The sequence below is a fragment of the Maricaulis parjimensis genome, assembly GCF_016817355.1.
Lineage (GTDB): Bacteria > Pseudomonadota > Alphaproteobacteria > Caulobacterales > Maricaulaceae > Maricaulis > Maricaulis parjimensis.
On record NZ_JADOTT010000011.1, the window covers coordinates 1 to 18,954 of the forward strand.

The window sequence follows — 18,954 nt, forward strand, 5'->3', positions numbered from 1 at the left end:
CATCGGCGGGAATGAAAAGCACGTCCGCCGGCCCGCCCACCCGCAGCCAGGTGATGTCCTTGAGCGCCGCCGCTTCGCGGTTCTCACCCTTGACCGCGGGAATTCAATACGGCCCTCTGGCTGGCAAGGGATTTAAGGAAAATTCTCCCTCGCCACAGGCCTGCATGTCTTGGAAAAGTTGAGTGTCCCAAAAGCCATCACTGACTGACTATTGGCGCTACTACACGGCTGGCATGACACCGGGGCGTTGGTGGTGGCTGGGTCTGACGTTGGCTGCTTGTTTCATCCTGATCGGTGTCTTTGCCTGGGCCGCGTCACGGAGTTCGGGCCTGGTGAGTTGTGGCACGGTTGATGCCCGCGTGATCCAGTCGGGTCGGTGGGTTTCCGAGGGTCAACACGCGCCGAGGGTCCGGCAGCGGACTCTCGTGGAAACCGAAGCGGGCGAGCGGTTCATACTGTCGCCCCGCTTGGTCGAATTGGAACCCGGGCAGTCTGTACGGATCGGTCTTGTGTGCGATGCATCAGGTGAGTTGCGCTTTAGGGCTCGGCTGCTGGCTGTGGGCTAGGTGTGTTTCTGGCCCCTGTAAAACACACCCTTTCCCCCGGCCGCAGTGCCGGGGCCTGCCAACCCAGCCTTCCAGCGATGAGCTTCCCGTTGGTCCCGGACAACGCTGCGCGTTTCCGGGAGAAATGTACGCACCGGCAGAGGGACATGGACCTCTGGTCCGTGTCCCGGTGGGAGTGTTCATTGCTTGATGGCCGAGCCCGTCTTCTCGGGACACGTACCGAAGGTACATGTCCCTAAGCGTGGTGCCACATCCTCGCCCTTGATGGGCGAGGGGGACCATTGCGCAGCAATGGTGGAGTGGGTGACCTCCAAGGAATCCTGAAAGCACTGCGCGCTTTCACCCCTTCCGGCCCTTCGCGGCGTCGTCGCGTCGGACAGTCTCCCGGACTGTCCTTGGGCTCCTCCGTCCCCATCAAGGGGAAGGATGGGTAGGGTGGTATTCACGCCCATTACCTGCTCCAATTGACCCCATGATCACCACACTCCTTACCCTCCTCATCACACCCAACATCATCCCGCCCTTTGCGTGTGATGAGAGCTGGGCCCGCGAGGGTGTGTCCGAGGTGGAGTTTGCGGTGGACCTTGCTGACTGCCGGGCGGCTTTCCTGGAAGCTTTGCCGGGCTCGGCGCGGGGTCTGTTCGACCGGCAGGGGGACTGGCCGCCCTATTCCACCATTCCCGGTGCGCTGTCGGCGCAATGGGTGCATGCGATGGCCGCCTATGATGAGTGTTTCGAGGCGCGCGGCTATGAGCTGGTCAATCTGACCGGGCGGGAGCGGCGGGTGATCTATGGGCGCTATACCGAGCCGGCTGTACGCGATGCGATGCTGTTCGAGGTCGCGACGGAAGGGTAGGGGGGCTTGTCGCCAGCCCCCATTCACTCTGTCTTCATCAGCGTGCGTGCAGGCTCAGCCTCGGACAGACCGGGGGATGTCATGCGTTTTTTGGTTTCGCTTTTTGCACTGGCCGTCGCCGCCACACCGGCTGGCCTGGCCCAGGACACGCCGGTTCTGCCCGCCAATCAGACCTGGACGGTCCGGCTGGGGTCGGATGCGTGTGAATTGCGTTTGAGCGAGGTGATGGATCAGTCGGACGGGCGCTGGATCGGGGCGGGTGACTATGATTGCGGCGGTGGCGGGGTGGAGATGGTCAGCTGGGGTATCGAGCTGATCGATGGCCGGCCCGACGTCACCCTGACGGGCGATGCGGATATCTTTTATGGCGAAGGCTGCGAGGAGGGCTGGCCGGACTGGGCGGTCGGGCAGCGCGAAAACACTGTGTGCTGGCTGAGCCGCGATGTCGGGATTGGCATGACCGTCTCGGTGGAACGCACGCAATAGGCTGCGGCCTCTGGCCCAGAAAGACGGACATGAAGGGGAAGACCGATATGAAAACACGGTTCAAACTGGCTCTCGCGGCCGTGCCGCTCCTCCTTGCGCCCATCGCGACGGCCCAGGATGACGCCTCGCCGGAGGGGCAGGTCTATGCCGTGAGTTTTGGCGACAGTCCGCCGGTCAGCGGGCTGACCGTGGTCTACACGTTTGTGCCGGGGGGCGAGATCAGCTCCCAGGCGCCGCGCGGCAGTTATGACGGATATGGCGATCCCGGCGGTAGCGGGATGTGGCACGCCGAGGGGATGGTCCTGATCCAGGGCAATTCCAATGACGGTCTGGGTGAAGCGCCGGAGTTTGGCACGCATCCGGACATGCATCTTCAATTGCTCGCGCCCGGGCAGGCCGAAGTGATGTGCCAGAGCTGGCCGCAGATCGCCGTCGGCGAGAGCGCGGATCCGCAATCCCTGTGCTGGATCACCAATCCCAATGTCACCGCGGTGGTGCGGCAGCAATAGGCTGAGGCGCGCCTAGTCCTGCGTGATGGCTGTGTCGAACACGGCGCTGGCGACGGTCGGGCCGTACATGGCGGTGCCATTGCACATCGCCATCACGGTGAGGCCGCTGTCCGGTGCGCGCATATGGGCGGTGGTGAAACCGACCCAGCCACCGCTATGGCCCTGATAGGTCTGGCCATAGCGTTGTCCCAGGAACATGCCGTATCCGTAGGTGATCGGACCCTCCCAGCCTTCGCGCTCGCCGGCCGGGGCGTGCGGGGCGGGGGCCAGCATGGTCTGCGCGATCCCGTCGGGCAGGGCGTTGGCGGTGAGGGCATTGTCCCACTGGCGCATATCATTGAGCGTCGTGTAGAGCCCGCCATCGCCGACCCAGTCCAGATTGGTGTCAAAGGTCTCGAATCCGCCATCTTCGAGCGCCCTATAGCCGGAGGCGCGATTGGGGATGACCTGGTTCACATCATCATTGAACAGCGTGTCGTCCATGCCCAGCGGGGTGAAGAGCTCCGCCTGCGCATAATCAGCCAGGCTCTGGCCGGAGACGCGTTCAACAACCTGGCTCAAGAGGAAATAGGCGAGGTTGGAATATTGCCATTGCGTGCCCGGCTCATGGGACAGGGCTTGCTGGGCGACGGCGGCGTAGAATTGCTCGATCGTCCAGTAATCCTCATTGCCGAAGCGGAAGGGTTCGCCCGGGCGAACCTCGAAGTCCCCGTCATAATCGCCCATGCCGGACATGTGGTGGACCATCTGCCGGATGGTGACCGGATGATCATAGGCGGTGAGTTCGGGCAGGATGGTGTGGATCTCGGCGTCCAGATCCAGCGCGCCGCGGCTGGCCAGAAGCGCGATGGCGGCGGCGGTGAATTGTTTGGAGACCGACCCCATGCGGAACACGGTGTCCGGCGTGATCGGGACGGCATGTTCCAGATTGGCCAGGCCATAGCCCTGCGCGAAGACGAATTCACCCGCGCGTGTCGCACCGACCACACAGCCCGGCGTCGTGGCGGTCACGGCCTCACCCATAGCAGCACGGGCCGCCGCGTCCAGCCGGCTCGCTTCGCTGCCGGCCGGGGTAGAGGAGGATGGTGTCTCGCCACAGCCGGCCAGACAGGTCAGTGCCAGCGCGGATACGCCCAGGAAAATGGATTTCATTCGTTTACCCCGTGAATTCGGCCGCCAGAGTGACGGTGTGCGACCCGCACGGCAAGCCTGTCGGTCGGCGAACCGCGGCTCCGGTTGAACCCTTTTGCGGTTTCGTCCCACCTTTCCACACAGCTCACCGAGAAAGCCCCGCCATGATCGCCACATTCGCCCTCATCGGCACCCTCTTGTCCGCCCTCTGGCTCGTCTTTGTGGCGGGGCTGATGGCTGTTGCGCCGCACCGGGCGCTGGCGGCTTTGCGGGCGGCGGGCTCGACCTGGACGCTGCAGATTGGCGAGCATGTCCTGCGCGGTCTGGCCGGGCTTTGCCTGATCGGCGTGGCGGACGGGTCGCGGGCACCCACCGTGTTTCTCGTCGCTGGCAGTTTCATCCTGGCAACCTCCGTGCTGATCCTGCTCCTGCCGCGGCGCTGGCATCACGCCTATGCGGTGGCCTGGGCCGAGCGGATTTCACCGCTGGCCATGCGCTGTCTGGCGCCGTTTTCGCTGGCCGGTGGTCTGGCTTTGCTGTGGGCGATGCGGGCGGGCTGAAGCGGCGTCCGGCTGCATTGCGTAAAATTGTCCGTATTTCCCGCCGGGCTTTTTAAAACCTCCGGTTTAGACCGGCCCGTGGGAAGAGACACGGGACGGGGATGTCATGACGGGATTGGGACGGATTGTGCTGGCGGCTGCGGCCATGGCGATGGTGCAGGGTGCGGCTGAGGCACAGGACACGGCACCGGATCTGGTGCGTGACGCGCTGGCTGGCGTGTTGCCGGAGGTGACGAGCCTGCCGGGTATCCGTTCGGACTCGCGCCGCATGGCGCCGGGCACGATGGATGCGGACGGGCATTACAGCGGCAAGGGCGGGCCTGAACTGGCCGGTGCACCTGTGGAACCGGCCATTGCGCCGGAAGCTGTGCCGGCTCCCCTGCCAATGGACGCCAAGGGCCAGGCCTCCGCCGATATCGTGATGCGTGGTGGCGGTCAGGGGCCGGCGTCCCAGCCTTTCCAGTTCAACATGGACGACAAAAACCCGTAGGCAGACCATCTGCGCGCCATGCCGGAGAAACCCATGAGAGTACGCGATTATCTGAAGACTGCCTTTTCGGGCCTGGTCATTCTGGTCCTGTCGCCCCCGGGCCTGGGGTCATTGGCCTTGGCGGACACGCCGGCCTCGCCGGCTGGCCAGGTCTATGAGGCACAGGCGCTGGGCGTTGACACCGGCTATGTCTACCGCTTCCTGGCCGATGGCACGCTGCAGGTGGATCAGGGATTTGGCGCCACGCCGCCGCGCTATTCCGACGGTCACGGCACCTGGGAGATGGCGGCGGACGGGTCGGTCACGATCACCGCGCAGAATGTCGAGATGATGCCGGATGGGGCTGGCACGGTGACGTGTCAGGCCTGGCCCGACGTGCCGGTCGGTTTTGAATTCCAGGACATGCCCTGCTGGTGGCCGGCCGAGGAGCCCAGCGGCCCGCTGATCCGGCGTGAATAGGAGTATTTCGCGATGATCAAGCTGAAACACATGCAGATCGGGGCTTTGGCCCTGGCGGTCAGTGCGGGCGCGCCGGCCCTTGCCCAGGATGAGGCGCCGCTCTCGCCGGAGGGGTCCAGCTTCATCCTCTCCGGAGGGATGGGCGTGTCGAGCATCATCGTCGAGTTCCAGGCCGGTGGTGTGATTTACATCATGCAGTCGACGGATGCGCCGCCGGTGGGTTTCAACTCCCAGATCTATGAGACAAGTTGGGAGATGGATGCGGACGGTTCCGTTACGGTCCATGGTCTTCTTCTGGGGGATCTGTCCCAGCCCATCACGACCTATTGTCATGAATGGCCTCGCCTGACTGCCGGGACCACGCTGGCTTTCACGGACTTGTGCTGGGTGCCGGATGATCCGGAGGCGGAGTATTACGGCAAGTATGACACGGCGACCTACCAGCAGGACTAGGGCCGCCAGGCGAACCGGGGTCCTGCCATAGCCGGATTCAATACCCTCCATCGCAAAGATCGATTTCCTATTGATCGGATCAATCGCTAGATTTGATTCGATAGAGAAAGGAGATCGCCATGTCCGAAGACACGCTGAAATCCGCCATGCTGGCCGACCGTCGCGAGCAGGAAAAACGCGCGCAGCGGCTTGCCTCCTACGCCAAGCTGGAACAGGTCGCCGAGGCGCGGCACGATGTCCAGGCCATCCAGCCGGCGGGTCGCAGCCAGGGCATCCGCACGGTCCATATCGCGCACTGAACCCCTTTGCTGGCAGGCTGGCCTCGACTTGAGGCCATAAAATCTTAAGTCCCCCGGCATAGTTAAGGCCGCTACACGCCGTATCGGCCGATGTTCGAGGGGATTGTCATGCCGCGTATCCTGATCGCCGCGTTTGTCATGCTGGCCATGCCGGGCCTGGCGAAAGCCGAATTGCCGGAGAGCTATCAGCAATTGCTGGCCGAGGCTGACCGGCGGGATACGCCCGATGAGCGTTTCGTCGAGATTGCCGACATGGTGTCAGTCCTGGTGCCGGGCGGCCGTGCCGAAGTGCACCAAGCCATTCTCGATCATTTCTCCAATCGCGCCGATGCTTTCGCGGACTGGCCCCTGCCGGCTCCGGCCCCGGAAGTGGTGGCTCAGGCGCCGCAGCCGGAACATCGCAGCATTGAGGCACCCGTGGACCTGACCGAAGCCCCGGAAGGTTCCGGCGGCTGGCTGGCCGCACCGCTGCGCGCCCTGCAGGCGGACAGCTGGTCCGGTCATGTCAGCTTCGGCGTCAATGTCGAGCGCGGCAATTCGGAACTGACCGACTTCACCTTCGCCGTCGAACTGGACCGCGAATTCCAGCATGGCTGGCAGCTGGACAGCCAGTTCGAGTATTTCTTCTCCGAGAATGCCGTGGCGACGACACGGGACAATTGGCTGGCCGAGGCGCGGGTCTCGCGCGAGCTGGACAGCGGGATCGGCTATTATGCCGGCGGCTCCTATGAGCGCGACGAAATCGGGCTTTATCAGGCCTCCGCCTTCGTGACAGCGGGCGGCATCTGGCATGTCCTTGCCGGTGAAAAGGCCGACTGGCAACTCCGCGCCGGTGCTGGCCAGCGCTATCGCGAACGGGCCCTTGGCGGAGCCACCCAGACGGACTGGGTGGGCGAAGTGGGCTCCAGCTTTTCCTACGCTTTCTCCGAAACCGTGGAATTCTCTTCCGAGACGACCGGCTTTCTGGGCGGAGGTTCACGGGTGGACCAGCGTTTCCGTCTGACCAGCCGCCTGTTCGGTGACTGGGCCCTGCAGACCGGTCTGCGCATCGAGCATGAATTCGAGGACCGTCCGGGCTTCGAGCCGACCGACACCCGGCTGGATATCTCGCTTCTCTACGGGTTCTGATCCCGCTGCCCATGGGGCGACCAGAACCGGTAAAAAGCGCCATTGCACGCTTTATTAAGGCCTTTGAGGCGAGAGTTTTGCCCTGATGCCCGTAGAGGAGGTATCGCCATGGGCAAGATCGTGACGTCCAGCTATCGCCGCGTATCCGATCATTTCGAACCGGACCTGGTCGAGGACCCGGCCGAGCAGCGCAAGCGCCGCGGCCATCTCGAACAGATCGACTATACGGTTTTTGCTGCCAATCAGGCGGTGATGTCCAAGACCATTCACTCGGTCGGGATCGAGGATTTCCAGAATCTGGCCCTGTCAGCCTCCAAGGCCCGCAGCGCTTGGGTGGATGCCGCCATGTCGGCCGCCCGTTCCCGCTCGCCGCTGACCGAGGAAGAGGTCAAACGCCTCACCCTTCTGCGCGCGGCCTATGAGGAATTGTCCGAAGCCTATGAAGCCATGCGCCGCATGGTGGAGCGGGGCTATCTCCAGTTCAAACCACCGGTTCCCAAGTCGAGCTGACCTGCCGGACATCCGGCGGTGAACTGATATCTTCATCCTGCCTTATTGAACCCTTCCGGAAAATCCGCGCACCTTTCCCTTGAAACGGGCCTTCGGGCCGTCATCGGGATTGGGCATGGCGGATACGCGCAAACGTGTGCTGGGAGAGTATCTGGTCCTGTGCGCCCAGGATGGTGACCGGGCGGCCCTTGGCCAGCTCGTGCGCCTCTGGCAGGGCGATCTGCTGCGCCATGCCCGCCGGCTGAGCGATGATGCCGAGGAAGCCCGCGACATCCTGCAGGAATCCTGGCTGGACATTGTGCGCGGTCTCAACCGGCTCAACGCGCCGGCGGCTTTCCCGGCCTGGGCCTACCGGATCGTTTCGCGCAAGGCGGCCGCCCGGGTGAAGACCCGGCAGGGCGAGCGGCGCTTGAGCCAGGACCTGACGGCCGAACTGGCCGAGGCGCGGATCGAGGGAGAGGCGGAGGCGGAAGTGCGTTCCGATCTCGCCGCGGTCCGCCGGGCCATGACGCATCTGCCCGAAGCCCAGCGCATCACACTGGCCCTGCACCACCAGGACGGGCTGACCGTTTCGGAAATTTCCGTCGTGCTCGGCGTGCCTTCAGGCACGGTGAAGACGCGGCTCATGCATGCGCGGCGAAAGCTCGCCGCCCAATTGGATCCTCATCAGGAAGGAGAGGGATATGACACGATCAACAGATGATCTCGACCGGATGATCAGCGAGGCGCTCGATGCCGAGGATCGCGAGATTTTCGGTGAGCTGGGCGAGGAGCCCGGCTATTTCGCCCAGGCCTTCGCCCTGTTCCGGGGCAAGCTGGCCTGGGTGATGTGGGTGATCTACATCACCAATATCACTTGCGCCGTCCTCGCCGGCTGGGCGATCTGGAAAATGTTCCAGACCACCGACCCGGTGATGACCATGCGCTGGGGCGTACTGGTGATGGGCTCGCTCTTCGTCGGTATTTTCATGAAATCGACCCTGGGCTACCAACTCCTGTCCAACCGCGTCCTGCGCGAGATCAAGCGCCTGGAACTCCAACTGGCCCGTGGGCAGGCGCGGGAGAGTGTGTGAGCGAACAGTGCCTGAGTCCGGAACTCAAGCATTCACGAATGGCCCTCATTCACATCACACGGGCGTGAGGGGGTTACATTCGGGGAATGCGATCCCCAAATATGTCTCGGACACGGCAATGGGGGGCGTGCAAATGACGCATGCCCGCTGTTCGCCGATGGGATAGGATGTTGCTTATGGCCAATGCAGTTTCAGTCGCGCTTTCGCCGGAACAGGGGCTCTCCAGCTATCTTGCGGAGATCCGCCGTTTTCCGATGCTGTCCAAGGATGAGGAATTCATGCTGGGCAAGCGCTGGCGCGAGCATGAGGACACCCAGGCTGCCGAAAAACTGGTGACGTCGCACCTGCGCCTCGTCGCCAAGATCGCCATGGGCTATCGCGGCTATGGCCTGCCGGTCGCCGAAGTGATCTCCGAAGGCAATGTCGGCCTGATGCAGGCGGTCAAGAAATTCGATCCCGATAAGGGTTTCCGCCTGGCCACCTATGCCATGTGGTGGATCCGCGCCTCGATCCAGGAATACATCCTTCGGTCCTGGTCGCTGGTGAAAATGGGTACGACGGCCGCGCAGAAGAAGCTCTTCTTCAACCTGCGCCGCATGAAAAGCCAGATGCAGGCCATTGATGAGGGTGACCTCAAGCCGGAACAGGTCGAAGCGATCGCCACCAAGCTGGGCGTGACCGAGGAAGACGTGGTTTCCATGAATGGTCGCCTGTCCGGCCCGGATGCCTCCCTGAATGCGCCGCTGCGCGGCACGGAAGGCGAAGGCCAATGGCAGGACTGGCTGTCGGATGATGAGGCGGAGAGCCAGGAAGAGGAACTGGCCCAGTCGGACGAGTTCGACACGCGCATGACCCTGCTGCAATCGGCGATGGGTGAGCTCAATGAGCGCGAACAGCACATCCTGCAGGAACGCCGTCTGACCGAAGAGCCCAAGACGCTGGAAGAACTGGCCGATCATTACGGCGTGAGCCGTGAGCGTATCCGCCAGATCGAGGTGCGGGCCTTTGAAAAGCTCCAGAAGGCCATGAAGCAGATGGCCGCGGATCAAGGTCTTCTCAACTAGTTTCAGCCATTTGCGTATCGCATGACTGGACCTACCGGTGGCTTGCCGGTAGGTCTTTCGTCATTCGAAAGGTCCTGTGTATGCGCTTGTTGTCTGTTCCGCTTCTTGTGGCGGGGGCGATCTATTGCCCGTCTGCCCATGCCGATCTGTCCGCTGACTACCGGACGCTGATCGAGGCGGCTGATGCCCGACAGAGCGATGCGGAATTCCTGGAAACAGCCGAGCTTCTGGCCAGTGTGGTGCCGGGCGGGCGCGACGCGATCATCGCCGCCATCGCCGAACTGGCGCCGCGCCGCATGGATGTGATGGCCAGTTGGACGACGGCCACGGCACCGGGCGAGATTGCGCATTTGGCCGGGCCTCTCCTGGAGGGTGAAACGGGCCCGGCCGGATCCGATCAGCCCGCCGGCGATGATACCGGTGTCCGCGAAGGCGTGCAGCATTGGAGCGGCGCTGTGGACTGGCTGCACCCCTATCACTGGAACGGCCGGGTCAAGCTGGGCCTGGCGATCGATCAGGGCAATACCGAACAGACGGACTACAATATCGCGCTGGAATTCCGCCGTCCCCTGAATGGTGGCTGGGGGTTCGACGGCAAGGCGGAATATTACTACACCGAGAATGCCGGCATCACGACGCGGGACCGGCTGGTCGTCGAGGCGCGGGGTGAACAGCCCTCGATTGACCGCTGGAGCTATTTCGTCGGCTCCAGCTATGAGCAGGACCGCATGTCCGGCTATGACTATTCCACCCTTCTGGCCGCCGGGGGCACTTTCCATCCGCTCGACAGTGAGCAGCAAAGCTGGATCCTGCGTGCCGGACCGGGCGTCCGCCATCGCGTGCCGGTCGGGCAGGACGGGCGGACACGCTGGGTGCTGGAGATCGGCTCGGTCTATGATCTGGCGCTGTCGGACAGCGCCCAGTTGACCTCAGAGACGACGCTCCTGGCCGGCCCGGAGCCGCGCGGTGAGCAGCGCTTCAAGCTGACCACCGCCATTTCCGAGGGCTGGGGCGTGGAACTGGGCTATCGCGTCAAGCACGAGTTCGAGCCGCAGCCGGGGGTGGACCCCACGGACAGTCGGCTCGATTTCTCGATTGTGCGCGAGTTCTAGACCTACCAGCCCACCCGCACACCGGCGCGAGCGCCGACCCGGCCCGTATCACTGCCGACACCGACCCCGAAATTGGCCGAGACCCGGTTGTCGATCCGGGCGGCACCGGCCACGGCGATGCCGCTGGAGCCGCCGTAATAGCCCCAATTGGCCGTCACCGCGAATTGCTCATTCTGCTGCAGCCAGGTTGAACCTGACAGGGCGTTCGCGATGGCGATCCCGTCCGTGTTTTCCTGGATGGCGCGGGAATTCCGGTTGGCCTGGAGCGCCAGCGCGTCGAAATTGACCTGCAGGTCCGAGACGTCGGCGCGCAGCATGTCGATATAGCTCGTATTGCTGGCAATGGCTGTCTCATTGGCCGAGATCCGCGTTGTATTGCGGGCGATATTCGTCGTGTTGGTGGCGATGTTGGCGGTATTGGTCGCGATATTCGCCTCATTGGTATCGATCCGGCCCGAATTGGTCTGGATGTTCGCCGCATTCGTCGCGATGTCGGTCGTGTTTGTAGCCACATCATTCTGCAGATCGATGAAGTCCTGGCCATTTCCGGCGACGCCGGCCTGGAGCAGGGCGATGTCCGCGGCATTCACGGCAATGGCTGAGGCATTGTCCGCGATCGCGGTGGTGTGCGTGCCCAGCGTGGACGTGTTGGTCGCGATGTTTCCGGCATTGGTGGCAATGCCGCTGGAATTGGTGGCGATATCCGTCGTGTTGCTGGCGATATTGCCGGCATTGGTCGCGATCGAGCCCGTATTCGTGGCGATGTCGCTGGCATTGGTCGCAATGCCGGTCGTGTTCGTTGCGATATTGGACGTGTTGGTCGCGATGTCCGCCGTATTGGTGTCGACGCTGGCCTGCAGGGCACCGCCGTCCGAGGCGAGATTGCCGTCGGCATCGGTGGTGACCACGCCGGTCACCGTGCCCTGGGCCGCCGTGCTGGCAGATGAGGTCAGTCCGGGCAGGGTGTAGGTGTTGGAGGCAATGCCCAGCACGAACTGGTCGTCGCGCGTGGCTGTGGCACCGAAGCCGACCGCCCAGGCATTGTCGTAGTCGGCAGACGCGCCATAGCCGATGGCACCGGATCCATCACCGGAGGCAGATGCGCCGCGCCCGAAAGCACTGGCGCCAATGCCGTTCGCCGTGGCGTCTTCGCCGGCAGCGGTGGCGTATTGCGCGGTGGCTTCGGCGTTTTCACCCAGTGCGGTTGCGCCTTCCGCCGTGGCCAAGGCCGCCATGCCGAAGGCGGCTGTATCGGCTGCTATGGCCTGTGCGCCGGCGCCGACAGCGGTCGAGCCGGAGGCGAGGGCTCCGTCACCAATGGCCACGGCCCCCGTGCTGCTGGCCGCGCTGTTGCGGCCCATGGCGATCGCCCCTTCTGCGCTGGAGGAACTCCCCCCGCCAATGGCGATGGCATCCGTCCCCGTTGCGCTGGCATCGGCACCGGTGGAGTTCACGGCATAAAAGCCCAGATCCGCGGTTTCGGTCTGCAGGTCGGAAATATCCGACGCATTGTCGGCGATGTCGGACGCATTTTGCGCGATGTCCGTGGCGTTGGTCGCGATATCCGCAGCATTGCTCGCGATGTCGGTGACGTTGTCCGCGATATCCGAGGCGTTGGTGGCGATGTCCGTCGCATTGGTCGCGATGTCGGTTGTGTTGGTATCAACGCTGGACTGCAGGGCACCGCCGTCGGAGGCGATATTGCCGTCAGCATCCGTGGTGAGGAGACCCGTCACACTGCCCTGGGCCGATGTACTGGCTGCGGAGGTGACACCGGCCAGGGTGAGCGTGCTGGAAGAGGTGCCCAGCACGATCTGGTCAGCCCTCGTGGCCGCCGCCCCATTGCCGATGGCAATCGCATTGTCGAAGTTCGCCGTGGCTGACGTGCCGATGGCGATTGCATCCGTGCCGCTGGCCGCGCTGCCGGAGCCGATGGCAGAGGCGCGTGTGCCCGACGCTGAGGCGGATGCCCCGAAGGCGAGGGCATTCGTGCCGCCCGCCGATGTGGATTCGCCGATGGCGATGGCACCCGCCGCGCTGGCCTGGGCGCCGGACAGGGCGTCCGTGTCATCGCAATCCTCGCTCATGCCGATGGCGATGGCGCCATCAGCGCTCGCAGAGGCTTCACAGCCCTGGGCGATGGACTGGTCGCCGGTCGCGCTGGCGAGCCAGCCAATGGCGTGGGCTTCCGACCCGCTGGCGACGGCATCACCGCCAATGGCCAGACTGTCGATGCCGGAGGCATTGGCGCCGGTTCCGTCACCGTCATAGTCGGCACCGATGGCAATGGCGCCATCATCCCCGGCCGTCGCGTCGGCACCGACGGCTACGGACCCGATCCCGATGGCCGCGGCATCATTGCCCAGCGCGGTCGAGCCGTCAGCACTGGCCGTCGCGCTCTCGCCAAAGGCGCTGGCGGCAAAGCCGGAGGCTTCGGAACCCTGGCCGACCGCGGTTGTGTTTTCCTCGAGCGCCATGGCGTTCTCGCCAATGGCCGTGGCATCATCGGCATCGGCGAAGGCATTGGCGCCGACCGCCGTGGCCTGGTCCGTACTGGCTGTGGCCGCATTGCCGAGCGCGGTGGAGTCAAACCCGCTCGCCGTCGCCGTCCCGCCCACCGCGGTCGCGTATTCCGCGTCCGCCAGCGCATCATTGCCAACCGCTACGGCATCGATCTGCGAAGCCGTGGCACTTTCGCCGACAGCCACAGCCCATTCGGCCGAAGCGGATGCGCCCTGGCCGATGGCCAGCGTATTGTCGGCGGTCGCCTCGGCGCCTTCACCGATGGCTGTCGCGTCATCACTGTCCGCCAGCGCATTCGTGCCGACGGCGGTGGATTGTGCGCCGCTGGCATCGGCCCCGACGCCGCACTGGGTGGAATCGGCTCCGGCGCCGACGGCGCAGTCCGCCGTGACATTGGCGGCGGCGAGGGGACCCGGGGCGGTCGCGGCAAGGGCGGAGGGTGATTTGCCCGACGCAGTGGTCAGGACCGGTTCGCTATCGGTGATCTCCGGGAAGGCCGGGGCGAGCGTGTCGGGCATGTCCAGCGCGCCGGAGGCCTGCAACTGGGCCACGAGCACACAACTCGCTGCCTGGCTTTCCTGCTCGGCACACATTTCGCCGATTGCCTGGGCGAGGATCAGGGTCTGGAGACGGTTTTGCTCGAGCTGCTGGATGAGCGCCAGATTGGTGGCATCCCCCGCGCTTTCCTTGTTGGCTTCGGAGCTGTTTTCCTTGAGATGGACATCCTGAGCCCAGACATGTCCTGCCGGAATGAGAGCAGCCAGAATCGTCGTCAGCGCCGTGCTGGCCAAAGTGTTCGAACGCATGATGTCCCCCGGGGTGTTTACCTTGCGTTAAGGATTGTGACACCGGGGGATGCAACGACCAAGCCAGAACAGGCGCGTCCTGCATGAAAATATACGCGGCGTGTTACTCCGGTGACGGTGCAGGCTCGGTGAGACCCCAGGCGATACCGGCCTGGCCGAGATAATAGGTCACCCAGACCACCCAGCCGGCCCAGGGCAGCTGTTCGGCGAACAGGCGGACGGCCAGGACACTGTCGGAGGCCACGAAAAGCAGCGCCCCGATCACGGCAATGGGGGAGGCGCGACCGATCAGGGCCAGAACGGCCATGATCAGGATGATGGCATTATAGATCGAAGCCGGGACTTGCAGCTCGCCGAAATAAGGCTGCAGCCAGGACAGGATGACGACGCCGTAGGCAGCCAGTGCCAGCGCAGCGATCCGGCTCCAGCCTGCGCGTCCGCCATGGGTCAGGCGGATCCGCACGAAAAGATAGATATAGACGAGATGTCCCAGGCCGAAGGCGGCAATGCCGAAGGCCAGCTGGGTCGGTTCCAGGGCCAGGAAAATGTCGCCCAGCGAGCCGAGGAAGAGGCCCAAAGCCAGGATCGGGTGTTTTTGCTGGAGCGCGAAGGCGGCGAGGAGAATGATACCGGCGGCCTTGATCACCACATTGGCGGGGTAGGGCGCGGCAAAACCGAAATCATTGAAGAGATAGGCCAGGCCGAACAGGGCCGACAGGCCCAGTATGATCTGTGCCACACGGTCCCCGGCGAGCCGTTGGGTGAAGCCTGTCATTGATGTCTCCCCGATTTTTGCGGCGAGGTTAGACTGCGGCTGTCACGGGCAAAAGGGACAAGGGCATGCGGCTGGCGCGTTTGGCGAAATGGGGAGTTGCCGCGTTGTGTGCTGCGGGCCTGTCCGGCCTGGCCAGTGCGCAATTGCCTGCCGCCATCCAGGCCGCGCAGGACAGGCTGGCCGTTCAGCCGCAGGCCGTGGAACTGGTCTGGAATGAGTTGTCGGCCCAGGCCCTGCCAATCATCACGCCCCATCCGCAAGATGACAGTCTGGCCCGTGTCACCTTCGTCTACCGCTCCGCGCCGGATGTGGAACAGGTCCGGCTGGACAGTGTGGTCGCGGCACCGCTGGCCCGTCAGCCGGTCACGGATTATCGCCGTGACTTCACCTTGCCGCTGCAGCGCCTGACCGGCACGCCCATCTGGTGGATCCGGATCGACGTGCCGCGTGATGTGGAAGCCGTCTACTCCTTCGAGACCTTGCGCGCCGGGCGCTGGGAGCGGGTTCCGGATCCGGAAAACCCGCGCCATTTGCGCGGGCGCTCCGGCGAGTCGGTCCTGCGGCTGGACCGGGCACCGGACCAGGCTGCGGTGCGTCCCGTTCTGTCCTGGCCGGATGAGGCCGAGCACCGGGTTCTCCAGAGCACCGCCCTGTCCCGCTCGGTGCAGCTGAGGGTGCAGCGTTCGCACGGCGCGGCGGCCTGTGCGCCGGTCCTGGTTCTCTATGACGCCTTTCTCTGGGGCGATCGCGCGCCGGCCCGGGACATTGTGTTCAATCTGGTGCGGGCCGGGCGCATTCCGCCCACGCATCTGGTCCTGATCGATCAGCTGGACACGGCCAGTGCCGGTCGCGCCTATGCGGACCAGGTGGACTTCCTGGCCGACGAGCTGGTGCCCTGGATGCGGTCAGAGGGCCTGTCGGCGGAGAACTGCCCGGTCATTCTGGCCGGAGCCTCACGACGCGGTCTGGTGTCCGGTCTCGCGGCGCTCGAGCGGCCGGATGTCTTCACCGGTGCGATTGCGCTGTCGGGGAGTTTCTACTGGGCTCCGGACGGCGAGGCGCCGGAATGGCTGGGGCGTCAGATCGCGGCAGCACCGGCCTCTGCGCCCCGTTTCCATTTGGCGGCCGGGCGTTTGGAATATGTCGTCACCAGCACCAATGGTGGCCATGTCATGCTGGAGACGAACCGGAATCTTGCCGCGGTTCTGGCCGCGCACGGCTATCCGGTCACGCTGCGTGAATTTCCCGGCGGACATGATGTGGCCGGCTGGCGTCACGCCCTGGCCGAAGGGCTGGCGGACCTGCTCGGCCCGGAGTGATCCGGCCTATTTGGGCGGTTTGCTCGTCCCGGCGGCAGGGCGCCGCATATTGCCGATCTCGCCAGCCGCGAAATCCTCGACATATTGCGCCCAGCGGTCCGACCGCGCGGCGATATAGATCATCGGCCCGTTCGGGTTGGAGCGGAAATTGGAGTCGGTGGCGACCACGAAATACTCATCGCCCTCGCGCACCATGAAGGGTGAGCCGCTATCGCCCCGGGTCGTGTCGCAATCATGGGCCATGGTGTTGTCATCATAGACGTTGACCATGTGGCAGCCGATATTTCCGGACAAATGGGTGCCGGTGTCCCAGCTGTATCCGGCCTGGTAGAGATCCGTGCGCAGCGCCGTGCGCGAGCCGACCGCATCGACCAGACCGCGAACGCCGACATGACCGAGCTGCGCACCCAGGGGCGTGTCGATCTTCAGCAAGGCCCAGTCCGTTCCGTCCAGATCATCGGTCGAGGAGAAGCGCTGCTCATTCCATTGCGGGTCGGTGAAATAGTCGATGATCCGCGCAGAAACCGGGCCGCCGGGCAGGCCATAGCCGGTCTCGAATGTACCACGGGCGTCGAACCGCCCATTGTCCGCGATGCAATGCGCCGCCGTGACCAGGACATCGTCTGCGATCAGCGTGGCCGTGCAGGCGCCGCCGGAGTCAAAACTGATCTGGCCGACAACCACCCATGGGAAGACGGACGTGTCCATGAAGACCCGGTCGTCATGGCCGAAATAATGGTCATTGATGGTCAGCGGGCGGTCGCGGCCGAAACAATCGGCCCGGTCAGTGCGCTCCGCGCAGGTGCCATCGCCGACGCCCGGCTCGTTGCAGACGCCGTCAAAAGCGGTCTCGCAGCTGTCATTGCGGAAGCGCAGATGGATGATGTCGCCGCAATCGGCCAGGTCGGTCGCCTGGGTGCAGGCGCCGGTGCCGAAGCCGGGCTCGTCACATTCGCCATCATTGGCCCAGCGGCAGGTATTGTCCTCGACGCCCTGAACCAGGCGCCAGCAGTCTGAATAGTCCGTGCCCTGTCGGCAGGCCCCGGTTCCCAGACCGGGGTCATCGCACTCGCCATCATTCGCCCACTGGCAGGAATCATCGCCGGTATAGCGGGCGGCAGCGCCCGATGCGTCTCCCGGTTTGGGCGGTTTGCTGCCGGCCTGGCGCAGGAGGCGCGCGATCTCGCGGCTGGACAGGCGTTCTTCCGTCGCGATGGCCTGTGTCGCCGGAGGTGCGCCTTCCAGGGCCGGTTCATCCGGCAGGGCAGGCTGGGCGAGAGCCCATCCCGGCATGGCGCTGAACAGCAAGGCGGCGATCAAATGGCGAGCGGTCATCATATGTCCTGTCCCCTGTTTGAGCCGGTCTGCGGCTCCTGCCCCAAAGCTAGCGCCAATCCCGTCATGAAACCAAGCGCATCGCCTTTCTATCTAATGTTCACAAACATGACTGTCCCCTGAACGCGGTATTCAAGCCGGGCTCAGCCGCGTCATGGCTTCCTTGCATTCAACACGAAGGCTCATTGCCGAAGGAAAGGAAACGCCATGACTTCGATCAAGACACTCGCTGCCGCCCTGGTGCTTTCGACACTCGGCTCGGCGGCTTTCGCCGGCGCCGCCAGCGCCGATACCTGGGTTCTCAACGCGTCGGCCTGTCCGGATCTGCGCGAAGACCGGCATGACAGTCGCGTCACCACGAGCCGTGCGGATCTGCGCGAGGATTATGAAGACCGCCGGGTGATCAATTGTCCGCCGCGTGCCTGGCGCTATGAAGCGGATCGCTGGGATGCCCGGCTGCGTCCGGCCCGGTTTGACAATCACCGTTTCGACACGCCCGGCACGGTCTATCGCGCCCGCAATGGCGGTTTCTACATCATGGATCGCTGGGGCGACCGCCGCTGGATTGATGTCCGGATCGAATATCCGCGCGGCCGCTATCATGACCGCCGTTATCGCTTTGACGACCGGTCCGGCCATCGCGGCCGCTGGGACCGGCATGGCCGCCGGTACTGAGGCTAACCGGCCAGACTGATCTCGCCAGTGAGGAAGAGCGGTGCGTGACCATAAAGCGTCACGCGTCCGCCCTTGTCTTCCACCTCCAGCGCGCCCGGGCGCGACCCGATCTGGCGGGCTGAGAGACGCGGCCTGTCGAGGCGCTCGGCCCAGTAGGGCGTCAGCGTGCAATGCGCCGAACCGGTGACCGGGTCCTCGTCGACACCGGAGGCCGGGGCAAAGAAGCGCGAGACGAAATCCACCTCGCGGCCCGGCGCGGTCAGGATGATATTGGTGTCCAGCTTGCGCAGCTGGCCGTGATCGGGCTCGGCAAGTTTCACATCGGCCTCATCGGCCATCACCCACATCTGGTATTCGGCACCGTGAATCTTGTCGACGCGGAAGACGGCTTGGGGTTCGGTCTCCAGGCCCAGGGCCGCACTCAGGGCCGGGGAGGGTTTCGCCGGCTTGTAGCCGATCGCCGGCAGGTCCATGGCAAAGCCCGCGGCTGCGTCGCGGCTGACCTCCAGCCGGCCGGAACGGGTGTCAAACGCCGCCTTGCCGCCTTTGACGCGACCGGTCGCGAACAGGACCGAGGCCGAGGCCAGGGTGGCATGGCCGCACAAATCCACCTCGATCGCCGGGGTGAACCAGCGCAAATGCCAGACATCCTCCCCGCGCGGGACGAGAAAGGCGGTCTCGGACAGATTATTGGAGGCGGCTATGCCGGCCAGCACCCGGTCCTCCGGGAAGTCCTCCATCAGGCAGACGCCGGCCGGATTGCCGGTGAAGTCGCGGTCCGGGAAGGCAAAGGCGTGAACCTCGAAATAGGGCCAGCGCGCCATC

At 64.5% G+C, this 18,954-nt stretch carries 21 protein-coding genes; 16 read left to right on the forward strand and 5 right to left on the reverse strand.

Features of this window, described 5'->3' with window-relative positions; all coding sequences use genetic code 11:
- Window positions 1-1,038: 1,038 nt before the first annotated feature.
- The 3 genes from I0K07_RS14675 (at window position 1,039) to I0K07_RS14685 (ending at window position 2,417) form a co-directional block, all read left to right on the forward strand.
- Window positions 1,039-1,422, forward strand: coding sequence for a hypothetical protein (locus I0K07_RS14675; RefSeq protein ID WP_203294737.1), 384 nt, complete (start codon window positions 1,039-1,041; stop codon window positions 1,420-1,422).
- A gap of 81 nt (window positions 1,423-1,503) precedes the next feature.
- Window positions 1,504-1,908, forward strand: coding sequence for a hypothetical protein (locus tag I0K07_RS14680; protein ID WP_203294739.1), 405 nt, complete (start codon window positions 1,504-1,506; stop codon window positions 1,906-1,908).
- 47 nt (window positions 1,909-1,955) lie between these two features.
- Window positions 1,956-2,417 carry a hypothetical protein gene (locus I0K07_RS14685; protein WP_203294741.1) on the forward strand — a complete coding sequence of 154 codons (462 nt, stop codon included), beginning with the start codon at window positions 1,956-1,958 and terminating at the stop codon, window positions 2,415-2,417.
- A 12-nt stretch (window positions 2,418-2,429) separates the two neighbouring features.
- Here the strand turns inward: I0K07_RS14685 and I0K07_RS14690 are convergent, their stop codons facing one another.
- Window positions 2,430-3,569: a serine hydrolase domain-containing protein gene (locus I0K07_RS14690; protein WP_203294743.1), complete on the reverse strand. Its 1,140-nt coding sequence runs from the start codon at window positions 3,567-3,569 to the stop codon at window positions 2,430-2,432.
- Window positions 3,570-3,712: 143 nt separating this feature from the next.
- Here I0K07_RS14690 and I0K07_RS14695 point away from each other — a divergent pair, with 143 nt between their 5' ends.
- From I0K07_RS14695 to I0K07_RS14745, 11 genes are all read left to right on the forward strand, one after another.
- Complete coding sequence (locus tag I0K07_RS14695) at window positions 3,713-4,108, forward strand: hypothetical protein (protein ID WP_203294744.1); 396 nt, start codon at window positions 3,713-3,715, stop codon at window positions 4,106-4,108.
- A 106-nt stretch (window positions 4,109-4,214) separates the two neighbouring features.
- The gene (locus I0K07_RS14700) at window positions 4,215-4,598 is read left to right on the forward strand and encodes a hypothetical protein (protein ID WP_203294746.1); all 384 of its coding nucleotides are present in this window, start codon (window positions 4,215-4,217) and stop codon (window positions 4,596-4,598) included.
- Window positions 4,599-4,631: 33 nt separating this feature from the next.
- Entirely contained in the window at window positions 4,632-5,057 is a 426-nt protein-coding gene (locus I0K07_RS14705; protein WP_203294748.1) for a hypothetical protein, read from the forward strand.
- A gap of 12 nt (window positions 5,058-5,069) precedes the next feature.
- Complete coding sequence (locus tag I0K07_RS14710) at window positions 5,070-5,510, forward strand: hypothetical protein (protein WP_203294750.1); 441 nt, start codon at window positions 5,070-5,072, stop codon at window positions 5,508-5,510.
- A gap of 119 nt (window positions 5,511-5,629) precedes the next feature.
- The gene (locus I0K07_RS14715) at window positions 5,630-5,809 is read left to right on the forward strand and encodes a hypothetical protein (protein WP_203294752.1); all 180 of its coding nucleotides are present in this window, start codon (window positions 5,630-5,632) and stop codon (window positions 5,807-5,809) included.
- Window positions 5,810-5,917: 108 nt separating this feature from the next.
- The gene (locus I0K07_RS14720) at window positions 5,918-6,937 is read left to right on the forward strand and encodes a DUF481 domain-containing protein (RefSeq protein WP_203294754.1); all 1,020 of its coding nucleotides are present in this window, start codon (window positions 5,918-5,920) and stop codon (window positions 6,935-6,937) included.
- Between the two features lie 108 nt (window positions 6,938-7,045).
- On the forward strand, window positions 7,046-7,447 hold the full coding sequence (locus I0K07_RS14725; protein ID WP_203294756.1) for a hypothetical protein: 402 nt from the start codon (window positions 7,046-7,048) through the stop codon (window positions 7,445-7,447).
- A gap of 115 nt (window positions 7,448-7,562) precedes the next feature.
- Entirely contained in the window at window positions 7,563-8,150 is a 588-nt protein-coding gene (locus I0K07_RS14730) for an RNA polymerase sigma factor (protein WP_203294758.1), read from the forward strand.
- Window positions 8,131-8,520 (forward strand): DUF6768 family protein, encoded by a 390-nt coding sequence (locus I0K07_RS14735; protein ID WP_203294760.1) that lies wholly within the window; start codon window positions 8,131-8,133, stop codon window positions 8,518-8,520. The genes I0K07_RS14730 and I0K07_RS14735 overlap by 20 nt, the downstream gene beginning before the upstream one ends.
- Before the next feature lie 176 nt (window positions 8,521-8,696).
- Window positions 8,697-9,584, forward strand: coding sequence for an RNA polymerase sigma factor RpoH (rpoH, locus tag I0K07_RS14740; RefSeq protein WP_203294762.1), 888 nt, complete (start codon window positions 8,697-8,699; stop codon window positions 9,582-9,584).
- Window positions 9,585-9,664: 80 nt separating this feature from the next.
- Entirely contained in the window at window positions 9,665-10,696 is a 1,032-nt protein-coding gene (locus I0K07_RS14745) for a DUF481 domain-containing protein (protein WP_203294764.1), read from the forward strand.
- 2 nt (window positions 10,697-10,698) lie between these two features.
- On the opposite strand, the gene I0K07_RS14750 is transcribed toward I0K07_RS14745, so the two are convergent.
- Both I0K07_RS14750 and I0K07_RS14755 read right to left on the reverse strand, forming a co-directional pair.
- Window positions 10,699-14,025, reverse strand: a complete 3,327-nt coding sequence (locus tag I0K07_RS14750) for a beta strand repeat-containing protein (protein ID WP_203294766.1) — start codon at window positions 14,023-14,025, stop codon at window positions 10,699-10,701.
- Between the two features lie 103 nt (window positions 14,026-14,128).
- Window positions 14,129-14,800, reverse strand: coding sequence for a lysoplasmalogenase (locus I0K07_RS14755; protein ID WP_203294767.1), 672 nt, complete (start codon window positions 14,798-14,800; stop codon window positions 14,129-14,131).
- A 65-nt stretch (window positions 14,801-14,865) separates the two neighbouring features.
- Between I0K07_RS14755 and I0K07_RS14760 the strand changes: the two genes are divergently transcribed.
- A complete protein-coding gene (locus I0K07_RS14760; protein WP_203294769.1) occupies window positions 14,866-16,119 on the forward strand; it encodes an alpha/beta hydrolase-fold protein in 1,254 nt (417 codons plus the stop codon).
- A gap of 6 nt (window positions 16,120-16,125) precedes the next feature.
- On the opposite strand, the gene I0K07_RS14765 is transcribed toward I0K07_RS14760, so the two are convergent.
- Window positions 16,126-17,454: a trypsin-like serine peptidase gene (locus tag I0K07_RS14765; protein WP_238934928.1), complete on the reverse strand. Its 1,329-nt coding sequence runs from the start codon at window positions 17,452-17,454 to the stop codon at window positions 16,126-16,128.
- A gap of 207 nt (window positions 17,455-17,661) precedes the next feature.
- Between I0K07_RS14765 and I0K07_RS14770 the strand changes: the two genes are divergently transcribed.
- Window positions 17,662-18,129 (forward strand): hypothetical protein, encoded by a 468-nt coding sequence (locus I0K07_RS14770; RefSeq protein ID WP_203294771.1) that lies wholly within the window; start codon window positions 17,662-17,664, stop codon window positions 18,127-18,129.
- A gap of 2 nt (window positions 18,130-18,131) precedes the next feature.
- Here I0K07_RS14770 and I0K07_RS14775 read toward each other — a convergent pair whose 3' ends face one another.
- Window positions 18,132-18,953, reverse strand: coding sequence for a PhzF family phenazine biosynthesis protein (locus I0K07_RS14775; protein ID WP_203294773.1), 822 nt, complete (start codon window positions 18,951-18,953; stop codon window positions 18,132-18,134).
- Window position 18,954: the final 1 nt, after the last annotated feature.